The 21,728-nt window shown below is 39.3% G+C and carries 22 protein-coding genes; 8 read left to right on the forward strand and 14 right to left on the reverse strand.

Annotated elements, in window-relative coordinates; translation table 11 throughout:
- Positions 1 to 157: 157 nt before the first annotated feature.
- The 3 genes from BM073_RS02295 to BM073_RS02305 form a co-directional block, all read right to left on the reverse strand.
- On the reverse strand, positions 158 to 2,260 hold the full coding sequence (locus tag BM073_RS02295; RefSeq protein ID WP_091649795.1) for a ComEA family DNA-binding protein: 2,103 nt from the start codon (positions 2,258 to 2,260) through the stop codon (positions 158 to 160).
- On the reverse strand, positions 2,260 to 3,081 hold the full coding sequence (locus tag BM073_RS02300; RefSeq protein WP_091649797.1) for a PorV/PorQ family protein: 822 nt from the start codon (positions 3,079 to 3,081) through the stop codon (positions 2,260 to 2,262). The genes BM073_RS02295 and BM073_RS02300 overlap by 1 nt, the downstream gene beginning before the upstream one ends.
- Before the next feature lie 364 nt (positions 3,082 to 3,445).
- Positions 3,446 to 4,900: a POTRA domain-containing protein gene (locus tag BM073_RS02305; protein WP_245756353.1), complete on the reverse strand. Its 1,455-nt coding sequence runs from the start codon at positions 4,898 to 4,900 to the stop codon at positions 3,446 to 3,448.
- Between the two features lie 59 nt (positions 4,901 to 4,959).
- On the opposite strand from BM073_RS02305, the gene yidD reads away from it, so the two are divergent.
- Positions 4,960 to 5,184 carry a membrane protein insertion efficiency factor YidD gene (gene yidD / locus BM073_RS02310; protein WP_091649803.1) on the forward strand — a complete coding sequence of 75 codons (225 nt, stop codon included), beginning with the start codon at positions 4,960 to 4,962 and terminating at the stop codon, positions 5,182 to 5,184.
- On the opposite strand, the gene BM073_RS02315 is transcribed toward yidD, so the two are convergent.
- Genes BM073_RS02315 through BM073_RS02335 form a run of 5 tightly spaced genes read right to left on the reverse strand, consistent with a single transcriptional unit; the run spans position 5,181 to position 10,407 of the window.
- Positions 5,181 to 6,284 (reverse strand): prolipoprotein diacylglyceryl transferase, encoded by a 1,104-nt coding sequence (locus BM073_RS02315; RefSeq protein WP_091649806.1) that lies wholly within the window; start codon positions 6,282 to 6,284, stop codon positions 5,181 to 5,183. The two genes, yidD and BM073_RS02315, sit on opposite strands and share 4 nt — an antisense overlap.
- Before the next feature lie 13 nt (positions 6,285 to 6,297).
- The gene (gene nadE / locus BM073_RS02320) at positions 6,298 to 8,136 is read right to left on the reverse strand and encodes an NAD(+) synthase (RefSeq protein ID WP_091649808.1); all 1,839 of its coding nucleotides are present in this window, start codon (positions 8,134 to 8,136) and stop codon (positions 6,298 to 6,300) included.
- A 16-nt stretch (positions 8,137 to 8,152) separates the two neighbouring features.
- Positions 8,153 to 8,893: a ribonuclease III gene (rnc, locus tag BM073_RS02325; RefSeq protein ID WP_245756354.1), complete on the reverse strand. Its 741-nt coding sequence runs from the start codon at positions 8,891 to 8,893 to the stop codon at positions 8,153 to 8,155.
- A 7-nt stretch (positions 8,894 to 8,900) separates the two neighbouring features.
- Complete coding sequence (gene fabF / locus BM073_RS02330) at positions 8,901 to 10,151, reverse strand: beta-ketoacyl-ACP synthase II (RefSeq protein ID WP_091649811.1); 1,251 nt, start codon at positions 10,149 to 10,151, stop codon at positions 8,901 to 8,903.
- Between the two features lie 19 nt (positions 10,152 to 10,170).
- Positions 10,171 to 10,407, reverse strand: coding sequence for an acyl carrier protein (locus tag BM073_RS02335; RefSeq protein WP_024282156.1), 237 nt, complete (start codon positions 10,405 to 10,407; stop codon positions 10,171 to 10,173).
- Positions 10,408 to 10,559: 152 nt separating this feature from the next.
- On the opposite strand from BM073_RS02335, the gene BM073_RS02340 reads away from it, so the two are divergent.
- The 6 genes from BM073_RS02340 to BM073_RS02365 all read left to right on the forward strand — a co-directional run bounded on the left by BM073_RS02340 (position 10,560) and on the right by BM073_RS02365 (position 16,721).
- Positions 10,560 to 10,988, forward strand: coding sequence for an IPExxxVDY family protein (locus BM073_RS02340; RefSeq protein WP_091649814.1), 429 nt, complete (start codon positions 10,560 to 10,562; stop codon positions 10,986 to 10,988).
- Between the two features lie 6 nt (positions 10,989 to 10,994).
- A complete protein-coding gene (gene pyk / locus BM073_RS02345) occupies positions 10,995 to 12,419 on the forward strand; it encodes a pyruvate kinase (protein WP_091649817.1) in 1,425 nt (474 codons plus the stop codon).
- A 183-nt stretch (positions 12,420 to 12,602) separates the two neighbouring features.
- On the forward strand, positions 12,603 to 14,468 hold the full coding sequence (locus BM073_RS02350) for a fasciclin domain-containing protein (RefSeq protein WP_217643085.1): 1,866 nt from the start codon (positions 12,603 to 12,605) through the stop codon (positions 14,466 to 14,468).
- Between the two features lie 109 nt (positions 14,469 to 14,577).
- Positions 14,578 to 15,642: a sensor histidine kinase gene (locus BM073_RS02355; protein ID WP_091649822.1), complete on the forward strand. Its 1,065-nt coding sequence runs from the start codon at positions 14,578 to 14,580 to the stop codon at positions 15,640 to 15,642.
- Positions 15,581 to 16,351 (forward strand): LytR/AlgR family response regulator transcription factor, encoded by a 771-nt coding sequence (locus BM073_RS02360; protein WP_091649825.1) that lies wholly within the window; start codon positions 15,581 to 15,583, stop codon positions 16,349 to 16,351. Before BM073_RS02355 ends, BM073_RS02360 begins: the two co-directional genes overlap by 62 nt.
- Before the next feature lies 1 nt (position 16,352).
- A complete protein-coding gene (locus tag BM073_RS02365) occupies positions 16,353 to 16,721 on the forward strand; it encodes a hypothetical protein (protein ID WP_245756355.1) in 369 nt (122 codons plus the stop codon).
- Here BM073_RS02365 and BM073_RS02370 read toward each other — a convergent pair.
- From BM073_RS02370 to BM073_RS02390, 5 genes are read right to left on the reverse strand one after another with little or no spacing between them, the layout of a single operon-like run.
- Positions 16,714 to 18,288: an NFACT RNA binding domain-containing protein gene (locus BM073_RS02370; RefSeq protein WP_091649828.1), complete on the reverse strand. Its 1,575-nt coding sequence runs from the start codon at positions 18,286 to 18,288 to the stop codon at positions 16,714 to 16,716. The two genes, BM073_RS02365 and BM073_RS02370, sit on opposite strands and share 8 nt — an antisense overlap.
- Complete coding sequence (locus BM073_RS02375; RefSeq protein WP_091649830.1) at positions 18,288 to 19,052, reverse strand: MBL fold metallo-hydrolase; 765 nt, start codon at positions 19,050 to 19,052, stop codon at positions 18,288 to 18,290. Before BM073_RS02375 ends, BM073_RS02370 begins: the two co-directional genes overlap by 1 nt.
- Positions 19,049 to 19,327 (reverse strand): hypothetical protein, encoded by a 279-nt coding sequence (locus BM073_RS02380; RefSeq protein WP_091649833.1) that lies wholly within the window; start codon positions 19,325 to 19,327, stop codon positions 19,049 to 19,051. Before BM073_RS02380 ends, BM073_RS02375 begins: the two co-directional genes overlap by 4 nt.
- Positions 19,328 to 19,705 carry a response regulator gene (locus BM073_RS02385; protein ID WP_091649836.1) on the reverse strand — a complete coding sequence of 126 codons (378 nt, stop codon included), beginning with the start codon at positions 19,703 to 19,705 and terminating at the stop codon, positions 19,328 to 19,330.
- The gene (locus BM073_RS02390) at positions 19,702 to 20,454 is read right to left on the reverse strand and encodes a response regulator (protein ID WP_091649839.1); all 753 of its coding nucleotides are present in this window, start codon (positions 20,452 to 20,454) and stop codon (positions 19,702 to 19,704) included. The genes BM073_RS02385 and BM073_RS02390 overlap by 4 nt, the downstream gene beginning before the upstream one ends.
- 42 nt (positions 20,455 to 20,496) lie before the next feature.
- Between BM073_RS02390 and miaA the strand changes: the two genes are divergently transcribed.
- Positions 20,497 to 21,414, forward strand: coding sequence for a tRNA (adenosine(37)-N6)-dimethylallyltransferase MiaA (gene miaA, locus BM073_RS02395; RefSeq protein WP_217643086.1), 918 nt, complete (start codon positions 20,497 to 20,499; stop codon positions 21,412 to 21,414).
- On the opposite strand, the gene BM073_RS02400 is transcribed toward miaA, so the two are convergent.
- Positions 21,392 to 21,727, reverse strand: a complete 336-nt coding sequence (locus BM073_RS02400; RefSeq protein WP_091649841.1) for a hypothetical protein — start codon at positions 21,725 to 21,727, stop codon at positions 21,392 to 21,394. The two genes, miaA and BM073_RS02400, sit on opposite strands and share 23 nt — an antisense overlap.
- Between the last annotated feature and the right edge of the window lies 1 nt (position 21,728).

The following is a 21,728-nucleotide window of genomic DNA, read 5'->3' on the forward strand; positions in this document are numbered from 1 at the left end:
TAGAGTTTATTTTTTTCTTTGAATTATCTGCTGTGATAACCGATTCAATAGTGGATTCCAATTGTTAAAAACTTCCAATTGAAGTGGCTATAACAGATTCAAACTTAGCCCTCAAATTATCAAAAAAGGATGGCTTCTTTCAGCCATTGATGGAAAATTACCTGTGAAATAAATACCGAATTAAAAAACTGCTTTCGGTAAGTGTGGATCCTTCAATGGTTTGGAGCCCAGAGCCTATTCTTTCGCGGTCAGTATAGCTTGTTCGTGCTATTCTTAAATACAGTCTAATTTGGGAGTTTACTGTATACTCGCTTACTAAATAACTTCGCTGTCCTTGTCCAAAAAAAGCTGGAATTGAAAATGTCCAAAGCACATTATTTTCAAATGCAAACAACCTACTATCATAATCATCAGTGTCAAAAAGCGAATAGCGGGCAGTAAATTTCCATCTGTTTTTATCCCATTTCAAATCCTGAAGAATAAGAAAGCCCTTGCTTTTGAGACCGTCCATCTGTACTTGTGACCAAAGTATGCGAGAACGAATAAAAACCTCCTTGCTCAGTTGATACTCCAAGCTTAGGATGCCATTCGATCTTTTGATAGGCAACACATGATAAGGAAGATTAGGTTCTCCGGAGTCAGATGCATTTCTATCTTTTTGTTCCTCCCTGAATTGAATAAAAGCCGTGAGTGTCCGAGTGGGTCTATAAGTAATTCTTGCAAGCCACTCATGACCTGCTGAAGGCGCATACACTCTGTATTTCAGCCAGGGAAATTTGAATAAATCATAATAAGCATTGATCTTCCACACTTTGTTGGGACGAAATTCCAAGCCTAAATAAGTTCCACGCTCATTGATAGGCCTGGTATTTTCGGAAAAGGCATTTCCATAAAAGCTGTGGAAGTTTCGATCGTAATTTCTCCATAAAAAAGAAAAGTCCAAACGATTGCTCAGGCTGCTGATAAACCCTAAGACCGTACCGTTTCCTCCTGAACTGGAATAGGCAGTCTCCCCAAAAAGGAAAAAATTTCTCCAATTGTAATTGAGATAGACGCTTCCTACCTGATTGCTTTTTCCGGCAAACTCAAATTGATTGTAGGGTCTGGGATCTCGTCTCCATTCATTATCAAAGGAAGTATGTAAAAAGTTGACTCCGGAACTCAGTCTTTTACTAGGTACTTTCAATTGTATATTTCCTCCTAAACTGAGCTCTTTAAATTGATTTTTTGTAGAAAGCTCGCTTGGGGTGCGATGTAGGCCACTTTGGTTGAAAGAACTGATCCTGAATTCTTCCCGATTTAAACTATCAAGTGATTCTGCCAATCTTCCGTCCTTGGGAGCAAAGGATCCAATAAAGCTGAATTCCCAGTTCCTATGAGTATAGGTTGACCCGATTCCTCTTAAAAATCCAAACTCTAGAGCTGCAGTGTAAGGGATTATGCCTACTGAACTTCTTCTTACTATAGGCACAGTCTCTGCACCCTTCCCTAAGGAATATCCGGCGCCAAATACCAATCCCTGTCCAAATGAAGCCTGAAAATCTCCCAGAGAAATGGTTTTCCATTTTCCCACTTGATATCTGGTTAAGTGAAAAGAAAGAAAATTGAAGCCATATCGGGCGGTTTTGGGATCCCAAGTGAATTTTTCGCCAGGGTCTTTATCCATTGTCATCCCCATGCTGAAATCTTTGGCATGCTGAATTCTCCATCGTAAATAAATATCATTAGGGTCTCCCAAATAGCGAGTGCTTATTCTTCCTGTTGAGCTGGTATCAGGGGCTGTAAATCCTCTTCTGGTTTCCCAAACTCTACGAGTTCTGAAAATTAGATAGGCTTGTTCTTCTTCAAAGACTCTTTTCCAAAAGGATTTTTCCCGTTTGATAGAAGGATTCAATGTCAGAAAAGGAAGCAATGATTCTATGGTTGCCTGATCAAATCCCGGAATTGCCTGTAATTCATAAAGTGACAAAAAAGGACCCATCTCAGTTCGGTATTGGAGAAATTCATTGATTTGAAGAGGATTAAGCAGAAATGTGGACTGTAAAGTTTCCATATCTGCTTTGTTGATATCAATGGGGTTTTGGTAAAGCTGAAAAAGAACCTCGTAAATACTCTCATAATCCAAATCAGCATCTTGGACCGGGAATAATCGTTCGATCAATTCTTCTAATTTGAAATTGGCTCGTGGTGGAGCCTGTCCATAAACTAGATTAGTCAAAATGAAAGACAACAGCACGATAGAAAATCCAAATGCCCGCATTAGTCTCTCAGTTGATACCCCAAACTAAGGTGATGCGTACTCCCTAAGGCAGAATTTTGCCCATAAGAATAATCAAATTGAATTTTGCCGGGTAAAACTCCCAAACCAAAAAATAAGCGTGAGGGGTTTGTGTTTACTCCTGAACGTAAGACCAGGAATTCTTGAAGCGTATAGGCAATTCCAACCTTAGTAATTGGCTGTATTTGAATATCCTTTTCCACTTCAAAAAATAAATTTAAGCTTTCCAAGGGTCTGTATTCCAAACCCATCTGAACCGCTGTTGGAAGGCGACTTTCGCTATCCTGACTGATTTTTCCCCGATTGATATTGCTGATATGAGCTCCTAAAAATAGGTTGGGGGATAGTTCTGCCACTCCGCCCAAACTAATTAGTAAGCTACCTGCTGAGCCAAAATTCTCAATTTGGGTTTGAAACCATTCGGCTTTGATTCCAATACTGGCGATTCCCAAGGTGTTGGAATATCCCAGGTTGAATGTTTGCTGATTGAATAATTTGCCCCCAAACCGGCTAATCCCAATCCCGAATGTGCCTTTTTGGGACCGAAATGCTCCGGCGAGATTTAATGTCGTGAGTTCCTTTAAACCGTATCTATGATCAAAGCCTACTCCAAGGATTTCTGAATTTGAAATTCTGTCCAAAGCGCCCACATTGTTGAAAATGGACCAAACGTTAGAATGATGAACTCGAATGTTTCCCAAAGCTTGATTGCTCGCTCCATGCACTTGGGTCAAGGGATCCATTTGCGCAAAAGTCAGTTGAATCGAACCGAAAAAGAAGAAGAAAAAAAATCCCTTTCTCATAGGATTGAAATTATTGTTTAAAAGTTCTGCCAGAATTCAGACAGCTATTTTCCTTTTCTTAAAGCGTGAGCTAAATCCCTTTCTTTCAGGCCAGGATTTAAAAATGGTTTACTAAAAACGCTGTAATAGAGAAAGAAAAATCTAATGATAAGTTAGTTATAAAAATTCTAACTTTTAAGTTTGAATCAGGAAATTCTTTTTTTTTAATCTGATTATCCCCAATCATGCCAGTTGCCTTATTTTCCTTGCTTGACAGATTGGAAGACCGATGACCGAAGACCGAAGCTTCCGGATTCTGTTCCTTTTAGCAGACAATAAGCCGTATTTTTGTCAATACTGGTAAGAAAGCGGATATCCATATTTTTTAAAAAGGAGCCTTAAAGTTTAAAAAGAAATTGGCGCCTCCGTTGTTGTTAAATGAGTATTCAAACCTCAAAACTGCATCATAAAATCCTACCATGTCTATACCTAAGCCGTAACCAAACAGGTAGCGATTGGTCAACAAGGCATTTTCAGGGATATTGTTTCTATCTTTTACATATCCATGGTCAAAATTGGCACTGAGATAAAATGTAAAAGGAATAGTACTGAATTGTTCAAGAGGTACAACGCTTGAGATATCATATTCCCAATCGATAAACTTCCATCTAAAGCTATTCTTATGGACGTAGAGTTGCTGTCCCTCAATTACATTGAGTTCATATCCACGAATGAAGTTAGGGTTGTAACCGATACCCCTAACCAGAGTATAGGGCTGAGATTGACTGAGAAACCAGTTGGCCGTTAACCCACTCGCAAAATGAAATTTCTCATTTAGCTTCCAATATCGATTCATGGTCAAATTCACCTCAATCTCGTCCAGATTTTCTGTTTTAAAAATCCCGTATTTGGTTGCCGAAACCTGCAATAATTCCCCATCCGTGGCGTAAGCTACATTATCCCTTTTATCATGTCTAAAGGTGTACGTAGCGTATAAATACTTAAGAGAATTAGAGTTATGCTGGAAATAATTCGGGTTTTGTAAAAGAACTTCGGGATCTATTCTGGTATTATTATAACCCAAATTGAAGAAGTGAAAATTGTAAAAAGTCCTTCTGTAGGTGTATCTAAGGGCTAATCCAAAGTTTTTTCTCAAAACATCTTCTTGCTCATTGGAGAAGAAGACTTGTTTATTGTTGCTGGATCTGAGTGGAATAGTTTTCTGCTCAAAAAATGTTACTTGAGCTGCAATCCCGTGCTTTTGTTTTTTATCAATATATGGTTTGCTATAAAGCACATCCAATGCTCTGGTAAAACCCAGCTGCCCGGCAAAGCGAAGTTTTTCATTTCTTCCTCCCACATTGGCATGAGATAGACGTAGCCCAAAATTAACTCTTGAGAAGTCCCGGTTTTGGTTGGTCCACCATTCTGAGAAGTTTCTGTCTGCCAACTCAAAAATCAAAGAGGGTAGGATATACCACCTTTCTTTGACAGCTATGAGAACTTCCACTTCGTTATTCCCGCTCATTAAAGGCGTAATTTCAACTGAGGTAAAAAGTCTGAGATTGTAGATTTTCTTTTGGTCAGCCTGGATAATTTCCAAAAATGTATTCCAGTCATAATAATAGTCGGTAGTAAAGTCCAACTCCCTCAGAATGATATTCTTTTGAGTCTTTTCATTTCCAATAATGAAAATATTATTGACCTTCACTGAGTCGGGATAACCGTTGATATATTCTACCATAGGCGCCAAAGAGGTATCCTGAGCAAAGATTTTATCCGGCTTGAGCATTAGCCATGTAAGGCTAAGAAAAAGAATATGTGAAATTTTAAGTTTCAAAAGGAATTCAGAATCAATACTTTTGGTTTAAATAAGCGAGCTCTCCAAACGCTTGAACCATGCTCAAAGACGCCATCAGAAAGATTGCCATTTTCCCTGTTTTGGTATATCAATACACCATTTCTCCTTTATTTCCTGCAAGCTGTAGATTTACACCGACTTGCAGTCAATATACCAAAGAGGCCATTTTAAAACATGGACCACTCAAAGGAGGATGGATGGGGATCAAGCGCATATCCAGATGCCATCCTTGGGGAGGACATGGACATGATCCCGTACCTTAATTTTCTTTCGCAGGAATACCTTTTTTCAAGGCTCTCAAAACGAGGAGTACACCTGCAATCACCAGTGGAATACTCAAGATTTGCCCCATGTTGAATTGCATGGTCTCTTCAAATTCCACTTGATTCTCTTTGAAAAACTCCCAGACGAATCGCATTCCAAAAACTGAAATCAAGAATAAACCAAGAAGCAAACCTTCAGGAACCCGCTCCTTATATTTAATCCAAATGCTTAATAGAATTAAGAAAATAATAAAGTAAGAAATGGATTCATAAATCTGGGTTGGGTGCTTGGCTCGGCCAAATGTTTTGACTGTGGCCACATATTGGTTAGACTCCTCAGTCAAAGTCAGATTTAGTGGAGTTTCTACTTCTTCTGCCAAATACTTTTTGGAGGAATTAAACTGGGTCAATGCGTATTTGATATCACTTCTTAAAGTAGACTCCAAGGTTTCCTTAGTGAAGTTCCCCTTGTTGATGACAATGTCAATATTCACAGGAACAATACCATTTCCAGTTAGCTCATTTTGCCTATCCTCTGGTTTGTAGGCATCAATAGACTCTATAGGAACCCGCAAGCTTTCCAAAACCTCCTCGGTATCTCTCATATACACAATGCCAGTGTCCGTTCCTGTGTCTTTACCCCCGATTTCAGAGTTCATTAAATTTCCAAAGCGAATCAAAGCACCCGTCATAGCTGTTACAATGACAATTCGATCAACCACCCATAGGTAACTTTGTCCAGGAGTCTTTTTGGCATAAAGCCAAAGCGCAAAAAGGATTGCAATAGCGGCTCCATGGGAAGCAAGTCCGCCTTCCCAGACTTTGAGGATGTCTATGGGATTGCTTAAATATTTTTCGGGTTCATAAAAAAGCACATGCCCCAATCGAGCGCCAATGATTGTTGCCAGCACCATGTAAATGGTCAACTTATCAACCAAAGCTTCATTATGTCCTTCTTTTTTGAAGAAATAAACCATGAATTGTTGGGAGATAATAAAGCCCAAGGCAAACAAAAGGCTGTACCACCGAAGTCTTTCAAATCCTGCAAACACAGCTGGATTAGGATCCCACACTACATAATTTAAGATAAAAGAGAGCATAAATTAGGTTTGGTCAAAGTTGATCTAATTGTTCTAATTCTTCTTTGTATCCCCCTGATAAAATTGGAAATCTGTACCAGGTTTTGGGGTCTACATTGAATTGATCCAAATGAAAGGAGGGAGCCAATCGCTCTCTTTTCCATTGGTTTCTGGACCAAAGTTGAAAGAATTTTTTAATATATCCCTTCAAAATCTGATCTTCTATCTGTATCTCTTCTTTTAAAATCAGAAATACATCCATAGGTGATCTTCGGTCTCTGATTGCGAGTTTTTCTATTTCTACAATCAGGGAGTAAGGCATCAAATCTTTTTCATCAGTTTGAGTCCTTTCAGCCGGCCTTAATTCAGCTGAAGGCTGCAGGGAATTCACTAAAGCTAATCCTGGCCTGTCGAGATTTTTTTCTGCCCAGCGCAACCAATGAAGTATAAAATATTTATCTACCGCTGCAATAGGGGAGATACTTCCGCTGGTATCACCATCCATGGTAGTATAACCTACGTCTCCTTCACTTCTATTGGATGTAGCGAGCAGCAAAGCATTATTGATATTTGCCAGCATCCAAATAATTGGAGATCGAGTTCTAGCCTGAATATTCTGCAGGGTGATATCATCCTCGGCCCAAGTCAATTTTCTGCCAATAGCATCTTCAATTTTCTGGGTATAAGTGCCGACCTCTTCATCAATCGTCCAATGATAAAAGGTTGCTCCTAGGCTTTCAGCCAACTCTTTAGCGCTTTTAAACGTGTCAACCGATGAATTTTTAGTGCCCTGATAAGCTGTAGTGAGAAGTTGATTTACCAACTCTTTTTCAGCAGAAGCTGAATTTTGAGGGATTGGAAAAGAGATTTTTTTGCAGAAGTTTTCTAGTCCTAATTCTTGAATTCCTCTTCTGACCATTTCTGCAACCAAAATCGCAACGGTGGAGGAATCAGCGCCTCCGGATAGGGAAAGAACAAATCCTCTGCTTTTGCTTTTTCTCAAATAATCAAAAAGTCCTAGACTGGCGGCCTGAACAAATTCTTCCTCCTTGCTTAGGATTCTAGCAATTTCTTGAACTTCTTCTTTGACCTCAAAAGTCAAAACCTGAAAATCTTGGTAGGATAGGAGTTGATTTCTATACAAAACCTTGCCGGATTTAGCCAGCATAGTCTCTCCGTCGAATATCATTCGACCAGCTTCATTTCCAAGTAAGTTGACATAGCAGTAATAGCAGTCAAATTCCTTGGAGCTAAATTCAATCAATTCTTTCCGCTCCAGGGTTTTTCCCATGGCGAAATGACTAGCACTTGGATTGAATATTAAATCTACTTTTCGTTCGCAAAGTCTATAGCCAGGTCGAATAGGTCCTCTCCAGGCATCTTCACAAATTTCAAAACCATAATGAATAGTTTTGTGATGGAAAGAAATATCTCCAAAAGGGATTTTTTCACCGAAGAAATCCAGGTCGATAATCCCATGCGCTTTCCAAGGGGTAAACCAGCGAAATTCGTAATGAACTCCGTCTATGGCCATATACTGCTTTGCTACAAAACCTTTCAGTTTCCCGTTCTCCACAATAGCCATGGTATTGTAGACTTTATTTTCAATTCTCACAGGAAGCCCAATGGCAACAGTGATTCCCTTGCAATGGGGCAATAAGGTTTTGAGTTGATCCAGAGCTTTGATAGGAAACCAATAGCTTAAAAATAAATCCTCAGAGCCATAGCCTGTGATGGCCAGCTCAGGGAAACAAAGAAGTTCTACCTTCTTTTCTCTAGCTTCATTGATTGCAGAAACAATTCTTTGGAGGTTGCCAGACCAATCCAAAGGTGTTTGATTTAGGGGAGCTGCTCCGATTTTGATTGCAGACATGTGTAATTGATTTGAATCAGGTGGCGATATTCAGTTCTTCACAGGCATTTTTGGAGGCATCTTGTTCGGCTTTCTTTTTAGTGCTTCCTTTTCCTTGAGCTACACTTTTGCCTTCTACCTCCAGCCCCACAATAAATTCTTTGAATCGCTGATTGCCGTGTACTTGCAATACTTTAAACTCCAGCTGTTTGTTTTCTTTTTGGGACCACTCGATGATTTTACTCTTGTAATTGGTGGTCGTGGCGATCATTCCCTCCAAGTCAAAGTGGAGGAGAATTCTTTTAAGAATAAAGCGCTTGGTAAAATGATAGCCCCGATCCAAATAGGTGGCTCCGATGAAAGCTTCCAGCATATCTCCATAAAGAGATTTATTTCCTGTAAAGTTTCTTTCTCCTATTTCCTGATCCAGGACATTTCTGAGCCCAATTTTAATTCCCGTTTCATTCAGACTTTCCCGGTTTACCAGTTTTGAACGGGTTTCCGTCAAAAAGCCCTCATCTCTGTAGGGATATTTTTGGAAAAGATGCTCAGCGATGACAGCACCTAGCACTGCATCTCCCAAAAACTCCAGTCTTTCATTGGAAATCCTGAATCCTTTGGAAGTTTCCTCTCCCAATCCGGCAGGAGTCAATGCGAGTCGGTAGAGAGAAATATTAAAAGGCTTGCTCCCGGTCATTAATTTGACCGAGGCAGCAAGCCTTTTGTCTTTTTTGTTGAGAAAGAGAAGATGTACTCCGAGTTTCTGAAAGAGTTTCAAACCCTGATCAGTTATATTTTTTGAAAATGACAGAACAGTTGTGTCCACCAAATCCAAATGTATTACTCAGCGCATAATTCACTTCTCTTTGCTGCGCCTTATTGAAAGTCAGGTTCAATCCCGGGTCAAATGTTTCATCATCCGTGAAATGGTTGATGGTAGGAGGGATCAAACTATGCTTGATAGCAAAGATAGATGCGATAGCTTCGATAGCACCAGCTGCACCTAACAGGTGACCTGTCATGGATTTAGTACTACTGATATTGAGTTTGTAAGCATGCTCTCCAAAAACTTTTTGGATAGCTTTAGTCTCACTTACATCTCCCAACGGAGTAGATGTTCCATGTACATTGATGTAATCAATATCCTCAGGCTTTAAGTTGGCGTCATCCAAGGCTGATTCCATCACTGAACTAGCTCCCAAGCCTTCTGGATGTGGAGCGGTAATGTGATTGGCATCTGCGGACATTCCTCCGCCTACAATTTCAGCATAGATTTTAGCACCTCTAGCTTTGGCATGTTCGTATTCTTCCAGAATCAATGCGCCAGCTCCTTCGCCTAATACAAAGCCATCTCTGTCTTTGTCAAAAGGTCTGGAGGCTGTTTCAGGAGAATCATTTCTCTGAGACAGGGCTTTCATAGCATTGAATCCACCGATACCGGCTTCGGTAACTGCTGCTTCAGATCCACCAGAGATAAAGATATCTGCTTTTCCTAATCTGATGTAATTAAAAGCATCGATTAGGGCGTTGGTTGCAGAAGCACAAGCCGAAACAGTTACAAAGTTTGGTCCTCTAAATCCATATTTGATGGAAATAAAACCTGCACTTATATCAGCGATCATTTTAGGGATAAAGAAAGGATTGAACCTTGGAGTTCCGTCACCTTTTGCATAATCGGTGACTTCATCCTGGAAGGTTTTTAATCCACCTATTCCTGAGCCCCAAATGACTCCCGCTCTGGATTTGTCAATTTTTTCAAGATCTAATCCCGAATCTGCCATTGCCTGATCTGCAGTGATCATTGCATATTGAGTAAAGGGATCCATTTTTCTGGCTTCCTTTCTGTCAATAAATTGATCTAGATCGAGGTTTTTGATTTCGCAGGCAAACTGGGTTTTGAAAAGTGAAGCGTCAAACTTGGTGATTGGTGCAGCACCACTTACGCCCGTAGACAAAGCCTTCCAAAATTCTTCGGAAGTATTGCCTATGGGTGTAAGGGCACCAATACCAGTTACAACAACTCTTTTTAAATTCATGGACTGAATTTATTGGTTATTATTTTACGTTAGCCTCAAGGTAGGAAACAGCCTGTCCCACCGTGCCGATTTGCTCAGCCTGATCATCTGGGATAGAGATGTTGAATTCTTTCTCGAATTCCATAATCAATTCTACAGTGTCTAGAGAGTCAGCTCCCAAGTCATTGGTAAAGCTTGCTTCCATAGTCACTTCAGACTCTTCTACGCCCAGTTTGTCAACGATGATGGCTTTTACTTTTTGTGCAATTTCAGACATTTTGTGATCAGTTTAGTTAATAACACTCCGCAAAGAAATATATTTAAAAGCTAATTGGCAAAGAAATGATTCAAGTAAATTTTTAAGCTTTGGGGCTTTTCGTTGAGTTGAATTTTTATTTCTACCTTTGTTTTGCTCCATTTTCTTCCCAAATGAAGAAGGTAAAATTACAGATTGAACATACGTACGACTTTGAGGTTTTGGGCCTTGTATCCCCTGTAAAGGACTACAAGATGGCCTGGCTTATCAATCGTCAACTGGATTTAGACCTTATCAAGTGGGAGGATCTTGAGATTGAGTTTCTTTCAGATCCACAACTGAAAATTAGTCAATATTTCCTTTCTTTACCCCATGGATTTGTTCAACTTTTGAAAAATAAAGCGATCAATTCACAAAATCAGGTCTCTTACCTGATACCTGAACTAAAAACCATGGACTATTTCCTTTTGGTCCAAGATCAGACCTTTCAAATAAGTATTAATACATTTGCGAATAAACTTGCTGAAATTCCCTTCATTCAAAACGTGATGAAACTGGATGTCACCAAGCTAAAATCTAGAGAAAACCTATTAACTTATTAAAAATCAATGAGTCATATTAACAAAACCAAAATCCTCGCAACTATAGGCCCAGCCTCCAATAATTATGAAACAATTAAAAGCTTGGCTGCTGCAGGGGCAAATGTGTTTCGATTAAATTTTTCTCATGGTACTCATGACATCCACGAGGAAGTCATTCAAATCATCCGAAGGGTCAATGAAGAACAAAATTTGAATTTAGGCATCCTTCAGGATCTTCAAGGTCCTAAAATCCGGGTAGGTGAAGTGGAAAACAATGGGGTAGAAATCAAACCTGGGGAGCCAATCACCATCACCAATGACCCAGTAGTGGGTACCAGTCGATTGGTGAGCACAGTTTATCAAAACCTCCCTAATGATGTGGTTGCAGGGGACAGAATTCTAATCGATGATGGAAATCTGGAAGTGGTAGTAAACGATACAGATGGCAAAAATGTCAACTGTACCGTTATTCATGGAGGGATTTTGAAATCCAGAAAAGGAATCAATCTTCCTAATACCAAAGTTTCTGCTCCTTCTTTGACTGAAAAAGATATTGAGGATCTTGAATTCGGTCTTTCTCAGGATGTTGACTGGATCGCTTTGTCTTTCGTCAGATCTCCAGAGGATATTTATGATTTGAGAGAAAGAATTCAAAAAGCTGGAAAGGTTTGCAAAATCGTTGCTAAGATTGAAAAGCCTGAAGCTCTTGAAAATATAGATGCCATCATTGATGCTACTGATGCGATTATGGTTGCAAGAGGTGACTTGGGAGTGGAAGTTCCAATGGAGATAGTTCCTCTCTGGCAAAAAAGAATGGTGGAGAAATGTAAGCTCGCTTGTAAGCCTGTAATTATTGCAACCCAGATGATGGAAAGCATGATTCAGAATCCCAGACCAACCCGGGCTGAAACCAATGATGTAGCCAATGCAGTCTTAGATGGTGCAGATGCAGTAATGCTTTCTGCTGAAACAGCTTCTGGAAAATATCCTGTAAATGCGGTAAAAGCTATGAGTAGTATTATCAGCTACTTGGAGCAAAATGCAGAGATCTATCATAATCTTTACAAGATTCCTGAAGACGATACCACTTTCTTAAGTAATAACCTGTTATTGATGGCTGCCAGGCTATCCAGGAACGTCAAGGCTAAAGCTATTGTAGGCATTACCTCTTCAGGATTTACAGGATTTAGAATTGCTTCCCACAGACCTTTGGCAAGTATTTTCATTTTCACCAGAAATAAGCAATTGATTACTCAAATGTCTTTGGTATGGGGCGTGAGAGCATATTTATACCAAAATCAGGTTTCAACAGATGCTACTTTTGAGGATATTGAGAAAACCCTGAAAAGGGATGATCATGTCAGCGCTGGTGATATTATTATCAACACGGCAAGTATGCCTTTGAAAGCTAAAGGCAGAACAAACATGCTTAAGATTCATCAGGTAACCTGATTCTTCTAAGGTTTAATACTTTAAAATCCTCAATAGTTATTCTGTTGGGGATTTTTTGTTTTTAGGATCACAGTTCAAAGAAAAAATAAGACAGTTCAAGCTTCTTTTGATACAGGTTAGAGTAAAACTCGTATCCTAATTTCTACTTAAAAGTTTTGAAAGCAAACTAACCAATTTAATGCTATGACAAAATTATTTAAGTACCTGTTTATCGGGACTGCGCTTTTTTCGATGTTTTCCTGTCAGGAAATTGTCGACGCAGATCCAATAGAAGGAAGAACTGTGGTGTCTGTGGCCCAAAATGAGGGTCTAACTACGCTGGTCGCTGCTGTTCAGGCTGTACCAGGCTTGGAGTCAACTTTACAAAGCCAGTCTTCCATTACTGTTTTTGCTCCGACCAACGAAGCTTTTGCAGCTGCTTTGGATGCCTTCGGCGCAAGTGATTTAAACGACTTGGTTGCTAAATTAGGAGGAGCTACAAATCTCCAGACTGTTTTAGGTTTCCATGTTGTACCAACCAGAATTTTATCATCTTCTCTTTCTGGAACAAGTACTGTGACCACTTTGGCAGGGCAGCAATTAACTGTCACCAGAAGTATAGGCGGAATAACTGTAGTGGATGCACAAGGTAATACTGCCAATGTATTAGAAACTGACTTGCAGTTTCAAAATGGTGTTATGCACATCATTGATAGGGTGTTGCTTCCATCCATTGAATTGCCAAAGCCAAACTTGGTTGAGGCAGCTAATGAATTTGGTTTAAGTACCCTTTTAAGCGCTGTAAATGCCGTGGATGGTTTAGGTAATACTTTACTTTCAGCTGGAGAAATAACTGTTTTTGCGCCAACCAATGAGGCTTTTGCTGCAGCGTTGGAAGTTTTTGGTGCAGCAGATTTGAATGAACTAGTGATCAAACTAGGAGGAGTAGCCAATCTTGAAAAAGTTTTAGGGTTCCATGTTGTCCCAGCAGTTGCTTTCTCAGGAGATTTGCAAGCAAGCAATACATTCACGACAGTTGCTGGACAGGACTTATTGGTTGAAGTTTCTGGAGGTTCAGTTACTGTAACCGATAGATTGGGCAGAACAGTAAACGTAGTTGCTGCTGATATAGAAATTGCCAATGGAGTAGTTCATGTTGTGGACGGAGTACTACTACCAGATTTGATGCTTCCAAATGTAGTAGAGGTTGCAACTGCTGCAGGATTGACTACCTTGATTGATGCAGTGACTGCAGCAGATCTGGGAGGAGCATTGCTTGGATCTGATGCAATTACAGTATTTGCGCCTACCAATGATGCTTTCGGGGCAGCTTTACAAGCCTTCGGCGCTGCTAATCTTTCTCAGTTGGTGACAAAAATAGGAGGCGTAGAAAACCTTCAAACTGTCCTTGGTTTTCATGTTGTTCCTGCGGTAGCTTTTTCTACTGATTTGAACGCAAGTAATACTTTTACCACTCTAGCAGGGCAGGAGCTAACTGTTACCGCTGGAGGCTCTGGAGTGACTGTGACGGATGCATTAGGAAATACAGCTAATGTAGTGACTGCTGATGTCGCCATTTCTAATGGAGTGGTGCATGTCATTGACGGGGTTTTGTTGCCGGAATATAATCTTCCAAATGTTGTGGAAGCAGCAACAGCCGCTAACCTTTCTGTATTGTTGGACGCTGTAACTGCCGCTAATTTGGGACAGACATTATTGGATGCGGATGAAATTACAGTTTTTGCCCCTACCAATCAGGCCTTTGTGAATCTATTGAATGCTTTGGGTTTTTCTTCTCTTCAAGAAATGATCTCCAATCTAGGGCTTGAAGCTGTTCAAAAAGTATTAGGATTTCATGTTGTACCAACAACGGCTTTCTCATTTGATCTAGCTGAGGGAACTCAAATGGTAACAACTCTAGCCGGAGAAGATCTAATGGTAACTCGATCTGGAAATCAAGTAACCGTCACTGATGCCAATGGACAAACTTACAATGTTGTAGCAGCTGATGTGGCAATAGAAAACGGTGTTGTTCACGTAATCGACGGGGTATTATTGCCAACCCTTTAATCTGACAATCAACTAAATACCACAATTAAGGGGCAGGTACATCTGCCCCTTGTTTTTCCATCGTAGGTTTCTGTACATTTACCAACCGTGATGAAAGTCAAAAACCGATATGTTTAGCCATCGATTTAAATTTATCTTTCCAGGATTATTAGGGGTTTATTCTTTCTTGAATATCCTTATTTTGGATGGTGATAGATTGTATCAGGCTGCATTGCCGGAGGCCCAATTATTTTCACTTATCCTGGTACTTTGTTACGCTGTTTGGTTTATTAATTGGAGTTTAGAGCGGTTTTTTTCTTATTCATTCAAGAATTTACATCCGCTATTAGCTCAATTTTTGGGAAGTTTTGTTTTGGTAGCTGGATTAGCGGCACTTTCAGTACAAACTACCTCTTTTTTATTTGGAGGGCCTTTTGGGAACTCGCTACCTAATTTTCTGCTGACTCTCGGTTTTTTATTTAGAATTAACCTCTTCCTAAATTGTGTCAATGCAATTTATTTTTTCTTTAAAAAATTTACAGAGAAAAAGTTAGAAGCAGATAAGTTAAGATTGCTCTCTACTGAAGCCAAATTAGAATCCCTCAATTCACAGTTAAATCCTCATTTTTTCTTTAATAATCTCAGTGCCCTTTCAGTTTTGATCCATCAGGACGTGGAGAAAGCAGATCAATACCTTCAAAAATTGAGTGCTACCTATCGATACATTCTTCAAAACAAGGTATCAGAACTAGTTAATTTAAAAGATGAATTAGTCTTTCTGGAGGACTATATAGAGCTTTTGCAAATTCGATTTCAGGATTCACTCAGCTTTAATTTTTCAATTTCTGAAAAAGCAAAAAACAAATTGATTCCGCCAGCCGTACTCCAATTGCTGGTAGAAAATGTGGTTAAGCATAATTATTTCACTAAAAAGGAGCCATTGATTGTTCAGATTTCTGCGGATGATCAAAGGATCAGTGTTGGAAATGTAAAGCAATTGAAAGAAGCCGTGGAGGATTCTACGGGAATTGGCCTCAAAAACATTTCCGATAGATATAGGTTTTTAAATCAGTCCATTAGGATTACCGATCAGAAAGACTGGTTTGAAGTAGTTTTACCATTGTTAGAGACCCATGAGGATACTTTTAGTCGAAGACGAACCTTTAGCTCAAGACAGAATCAAATCGATCATTGAGCATCATTTTCCTTCCTGGACTATTCATTCTGCTGTACAAAGTATCAAGGAACTTCGGGAAGAGTTAAAAAGTCCTGATGCTTTTGATATTATTCTTTGCGATATCCACCTTGCTGATGGTTTGAGTTTTAAAGCTTTCGAAGGGAGAGAAATTGCTCATCCGGTTGTGTTTATCACAGCCTATGATCAATATGCACTGCAGTCTTTTGACCATAATTGTATAGACTATGTACTTAAGCCTATTGACGAAAACAGGTTGGTTCTGGCTTGTCAAAAAGCTGAAAAACTCTGTATTTCAAATTCGGGTTTAAACTTAAACTCAAGATTGATAGATAGATTAATAAGTCACTATAATTCAAAATCTTACAAAAAAAGATTTTTGGTAAAAGTTGGGAATAAATTCAGTTTTATTTCCAGTGACAAAATAGCTTATTTCTATTCGGAAGAAGGTTTTACCTACGTTGTAGAAATAGGCTCTTCTTCCCGATATATGATAGATCACAGCTTGCAGGAACTTCAGGATAATTTATTGGATCCTCAGCAATTTTATAGAGTCAATCGATCCATTATTATTAATCTGGATGGCCTGATGGAGATCAAACCTTACCTGAATGGGAGGCTTGTTTTATCTTTAAATGCCCGAAGTGAGGCTGCTATAGTTGTGGCAAGAGAAAGGGTGAGTGAGTTTAAAAATTGGATCAATCAATAACATGTTGACAAAAATATTTTTTCTATTTATCGCAACTCTTTTGATTTCGAATCTAGCCCATAGTCAGGTAATAGAACATCCAGCCTATGATTCTTTGAAAAGAACTATTCTTGCTTTGGATCAAGAAGTCTATGAAGTGAAACTGAATTTACATCAAGCTCAAAGCCAACTGAAAACCGGGATTTTTGTAGCCACCATGGGATATACAATCACCATTATTGGTGGTCAATTATTAGGGTCTAATCCTGATTTGGGAAAGTCACTCCTATATGTGGGAGGAGCCACAGGTATCGCCGGAACTTTTGTTCTAGTCAAAGGATTTAAAAAGCTCTCTCTAAGAGCTCCTGATCCTCCTTTGGGTATTAGGTAGAGAGCTCCTCTGAAGGGCCTTCAGGTGCTACCATTATCACCGATTCTCTATCTACCATGACTGCACCTGGAGCAAGACCTTTCACCTTTCTTACAAACTTTGCTTCAGTGTAAATCACTGGAGCCAAGCTTTCAGTTTTGTATTTTGAATAATAAGCTGCCAAAGAAGCCGCTTTTTCAAGCACTTGATTGGGGACTTTCTCCTTGCCCTTTGTTCTGATGACAACGTGAGATCCCGGAACCTGCCTTGCATGCAACCATAAATCATCTTTGTGAATATAGTTTCTCAGCATCTCATCATTATCCTTGGCAGATTTACCCACCCAGATAGGGAAACCGGCATATTCGAATTGCCTAAAAGGAAGACTGACACTATCCTTTTGGAGCGACTTATCTTCTTTATGTGATTTTTTAAAATCCTTTAAATCTCTATAACCATCCAGGTTTTCCAACTCAAAGAGCTTGGTTTCTAATTCCTCCTTTTTTGCTTTTTTAGAAGCGATAGCCTGTTCAATCTGGTCTAATTCAAGCTGCCTATTTTTACTTTTTCTGTAAAGGTTTTCAGCATAATCTTGAAGTTTCTGATTGGGTTTTAGCTTTACTTCGACTTCTTCTCCTGAATAAAAATTGGTAAAGCGATAGGTTAATTGACCTGGCTTAAACTCATGAATATGAGCCATTATTACATCAGCTAATTGAGAAGGAGGGGCGGCTTGAATCAATGCCTCCAGCTTCTCTTGAGATTTTTTGATATAGCTTTCAGTTTTCTTGAGTTCGTCCCCATATTTCTTCAGCAAAGCCCTCTTTTCTTTTTCAAAAGAGCCCACGACCATGGCTTTATAAAAAAGCTCATTCAATGCATCTACGGGGTTGGCGAAGGTTTTTTGGATATTGGAATCAGGAAGCAAGGTCAAATAAACTTCCTCCTCTTTTTGAGCCAAGGAAAAAAGCGGGCTGTCGAGCATGTCCAACAACTCCTGCATGAGTGCCCACTTTTGATTTATCGTTGCCTGTATGTATCCCCGCTCTTTCAACCATTCCCGAGGAATCTTCCCGAGAGTTGGCAAAAACTGGGAAGCATTGCCTTCAAGCCTGAAAAATTGTTCTTGACTTAAATCCAAGGGTTTTTCTAAATCGGGCCAGTATAGACTTTTATCTTCTACAAATTCATTTCTGAAAACCCGAATGGGTAGCTTATTTCCAGATTGATAATGAAGCACATTACTTCGATTTCCATGCAGTTTAAACAACAAAGTGCCTCCAGACTCCAATTCCAATCTAAAAGCCCTTTCATAGCTTAATACTTTGCAAGAACTGATCTTTTCTCCTATTAACTCTGGAAAAAGGTCTACCGAATTCCTTTTAGCTCTTTTATAATCTTCAGGAAAAGCATAATAAATCTGAGGTGGTAAAAAGTGCGCCCGAATGTACCGATGATTTTCACCTAATTCAGTTTCTATCACCAATTCATCTTTGCTTTGTGAAAAGCAGGAGATAATGGTCATTCCTTTCAATTCCTGCTCAAGTTCAGGGCAGAGGTATTTCAGAAAATGATAATTGAGATGCATTAGTCTAAAGTTAACTCTAATCCATCGTAGGCTAAATGAATGCCCTCAGGAAGCTCCTTTTCAACTTCAGCATGAAGTCCCAGTTTGTGGGAGATATGGGTGAAATAAGTATTTTTTGCTCCTAAACTTTCAGCCATTTTCAATGCTTCGTCCAAAGTAAAGTGGGAAATATGGGGCTTTTTTTGAAGGGCATTGAGGACGATGGTCTCAGAGCCTCGGATCAAATCAATAGATGAATCGGGAATGTGATTGGCATCTGTTATATAGGTGAAATCGCCGATTCTAAACCCTAAAACAGGTAATTTGTAATGTAAAACCGGAATAGGAGTGATGGTAATGCCTTCTATGGTAAAGCTTTGTTCATCAATTTCTATGGTTTCAACCTGAGGGACTCCCGGATATTTTTGACTGGAAAAGATATAAGAAAACTCCCTACGAATTTGATCCAGCACTTGAGCTCTTGCAAACACTGGCATATCTTTTTGCTGGGCAAAATTAAATGGTCTGATATCATCCAGACCAGCGGTGTGATCCTTATGCTCATGGGTAAATAGTACGGCATCTAACGTGCTTATGCCACTTTGAAGGATCTGAGATCGAAAGTCTGGACCCGTGTCAATTACCAAACTCAGTTCGCCCACCTGTATATGAATAGAGGACCTATATCTTTTATCCCTAAAGTCCAAAGATTTACAGACCGGACATGAGCAGCCGATGACTGGCACTCCCTGTGAGGTTCCTGTTCCTAAAAATCGTACTTTCAAAATTTTAATTGGGTTTGTTGCAATTCTTTTAAGAAATCCTGAACGGACTTCTCTTTAAAATCCTGAGGATTGAATTGAAGTTCCCCTAAAATGTCGATCAGTGCATTAATTTTCCCTTCTAGCGGAAAATATTTGTTGACAATGACGATTTTGGTGTCTTTTAATACACAATAGCCTGATTTAAAACTCCCTTTTTCGTAGCGCAAAACGTAGTCTGAAGCTGCGAATAAGTTTTCGAGTTTATCTAAAAAATGCTTTGTGTATTTGACTGCCATTTAGCTTAGGAATTTTTTCACTGTAGCCAATACCTGATCGTAATCAAGAGGTTTTTGAATAAAGTCATCAAAGCCGGCCTTTCTGAAATCATCATGAGTCATGTTGTGGATATTTCCAGAGATGGCAATAATAGGAAGTTTGGATTTTTTCTCATCTGCCAATTCGCGGATTGCTTTGGTGCAAGCGATTCCATCCAAGACCGGCATGCTGATATCCATCAAAATAAGGTCGAAATCCTCCTTGGCTAAAAGATCCAAAACTTGCTGTCCATTTCGGGCTGCTGTCATTTGGTAATTTTCAAATGCCAATACATTTTTCGTCAGGTTGATAATGACTGAACTGTCTTCACCTACCAAAATTTTCTTGTCTGCATTCATAGCTCAAAAATAGTTGCTTGGTTTAAATATTGTTTGAAAGATTGTATTTCTTCTTCTAATTGATTCAGTTGTTTGGGGATTTCTTCTAAAGATCCTTTTCTACCGGATAGCTCAAGAGTCTGTGCCGCAAGAAATATTCTATTGGCTCCAAGGGTGCCCGAGTTGCCTTTCAAAATATGAATAGAATTGCTCAAACCCTCTAAATTTTTGCTTTCATATGCAATCTTTGATTTTTTTATCAGTTGATCACACTCTTGCAAAAAGTCTAGATATACCTGTTTGATCATTTCCGGGTTATTGTATTTTGTCAATTGCTCAAAAACTTCCCGGTCTAAAATATTTTTTTGAAGAGTTTTTTCTTCACTTTCTTCCTCAGGTAAATTTTTTGAGTCCAGGGTATTTTGAATCAAGTTTAGAAATTCTCTTGGCCTTATCGGCTTGACCATAAACTCATCAAAACCTTGGGAAAGGAAGGTTTCCCGATCTGATTCATCTGCATAGGCCGTGATTGCAATAATCGGGCAATCAGCTAATTCACGCGATCTGATCAGCTTCATGGCTGAAATACCATCCAATTCCGGCATCTGAATATCCATTAAAATCAGGTCGAAACTCTGATACTTTAATTTCTCCAATGCTTCCAGACCATTCCTCGCAGTTTCACAATACCAGGATTGACTGATGAGATTTTCGAAAAGCTTTCTGTTGAGGTCATTATCATCAACGATCAGGATGCTTTTGCTTTTCATTCCTTTACTTTAGAATTTTACATCAAATCAAATCCTCAGGACTTGTCTGAAATACCTACATTAATTTTGGTTGTTGGCCCCACTGCAGTTGGGAAAACTAACCTTTGTTTAAAGCTAGCTAAATTTTTCAATACCGAAATCATTTCTTGCGATAGTAGGCAATTTTATAAAGAAATGAACTTGGGTACTGCAAAACCTATCCCGGATGAACTGGCTCAGGTTAAGCATCACTTGATAGATACGCTGTCTATTGAAGATGCATATGATGTGAAGAAATTCGAGCAGGATGCTATGAATATTTTAACTCAGCTCTTCAAGGAAAAAAAAGTGGTCATTATGACCGGTGGTTCAGGCTTATTTGCAGATGCCATCACAGAAGGCTTGGATGAAATGCCGGAAGTTGAATCCGAAATCAGAGCTCAAATTATCCAAGAGTATGAAGAAAGAGGCATAGAATTTTTGCAGGAAGAGGTCAAAAAAGCAGATCCTGAATATTTTGAAACTGTCGACAGGCAAAATCCCCAAAGACTTATGCGAGCCTTGGAAATCTGGAGGGGCACTGGCAAGAAGTTTTCTTCTTTTAGGGTAAAGCAAAAAGTGGAAAGACCCTTTCAAACCATTAAAATTGGACTGAATCGGGAAAGGGAAGAATTATACCAAAGGATTGACCAACGCATGGATGAGATGATCTGGGCAGGTTTATTTCAAGAGGCAGAAAGCCTTTTCAAAAAAAGACACTTGAATGCCTTGCAGACCGTAGGTTACCAAGAGATATTCTCCTACATGGAAGGTGAATATGATAGGGAAGAAGCTATCCGCTTATTAAAAAGAAACTCCAGACGATACGCCAAGCGTCAATTGACTTGGTTTCGACGGGATTTAGCTATTCACTGGTTTCATCCTGATCAAAAATCAGAAATCATTCAGTGGGTTCAAACTAGATTGGCTGAAAACCACTGATTTTTGCCACCCAATTGTAAGGTGCTTTTTTGATCAGTTGATTGTATTGAATCCGATTATACTTTAGTTCTCTGACTACCTTTAAGGCATCTTTTATTTTGGATTTTTTTTCGTCTGATTTTTTCAGTTTTTCCAAAATCACATCTGGATCTACCAAACTACCTGCAGTTAGTTGAAGCTCAGGAAAGGCCAAGCTTAATTGAGTAAGCAACTCTTTTTGAAGGTTGAGCTTCCTTTGTAAGGAAGTTTTAACGGTTAAGAAAAAAAGGAGACAAGCGCCTCCTACAGTCAGAAATAAAGGGATATAGCCCATT

The organism is Algoriphagus ornithinivorans (genome assembly GCF_900115305.1).
In the GTDB taxonomy this organism is placed as follows: domain Bacteria; phylum Bacteroidota; class Bacteroidia; order Cytophagales; family Cyclobacteriaceae; genus Algoriphagus; species Algoriphagus ornithinivorans.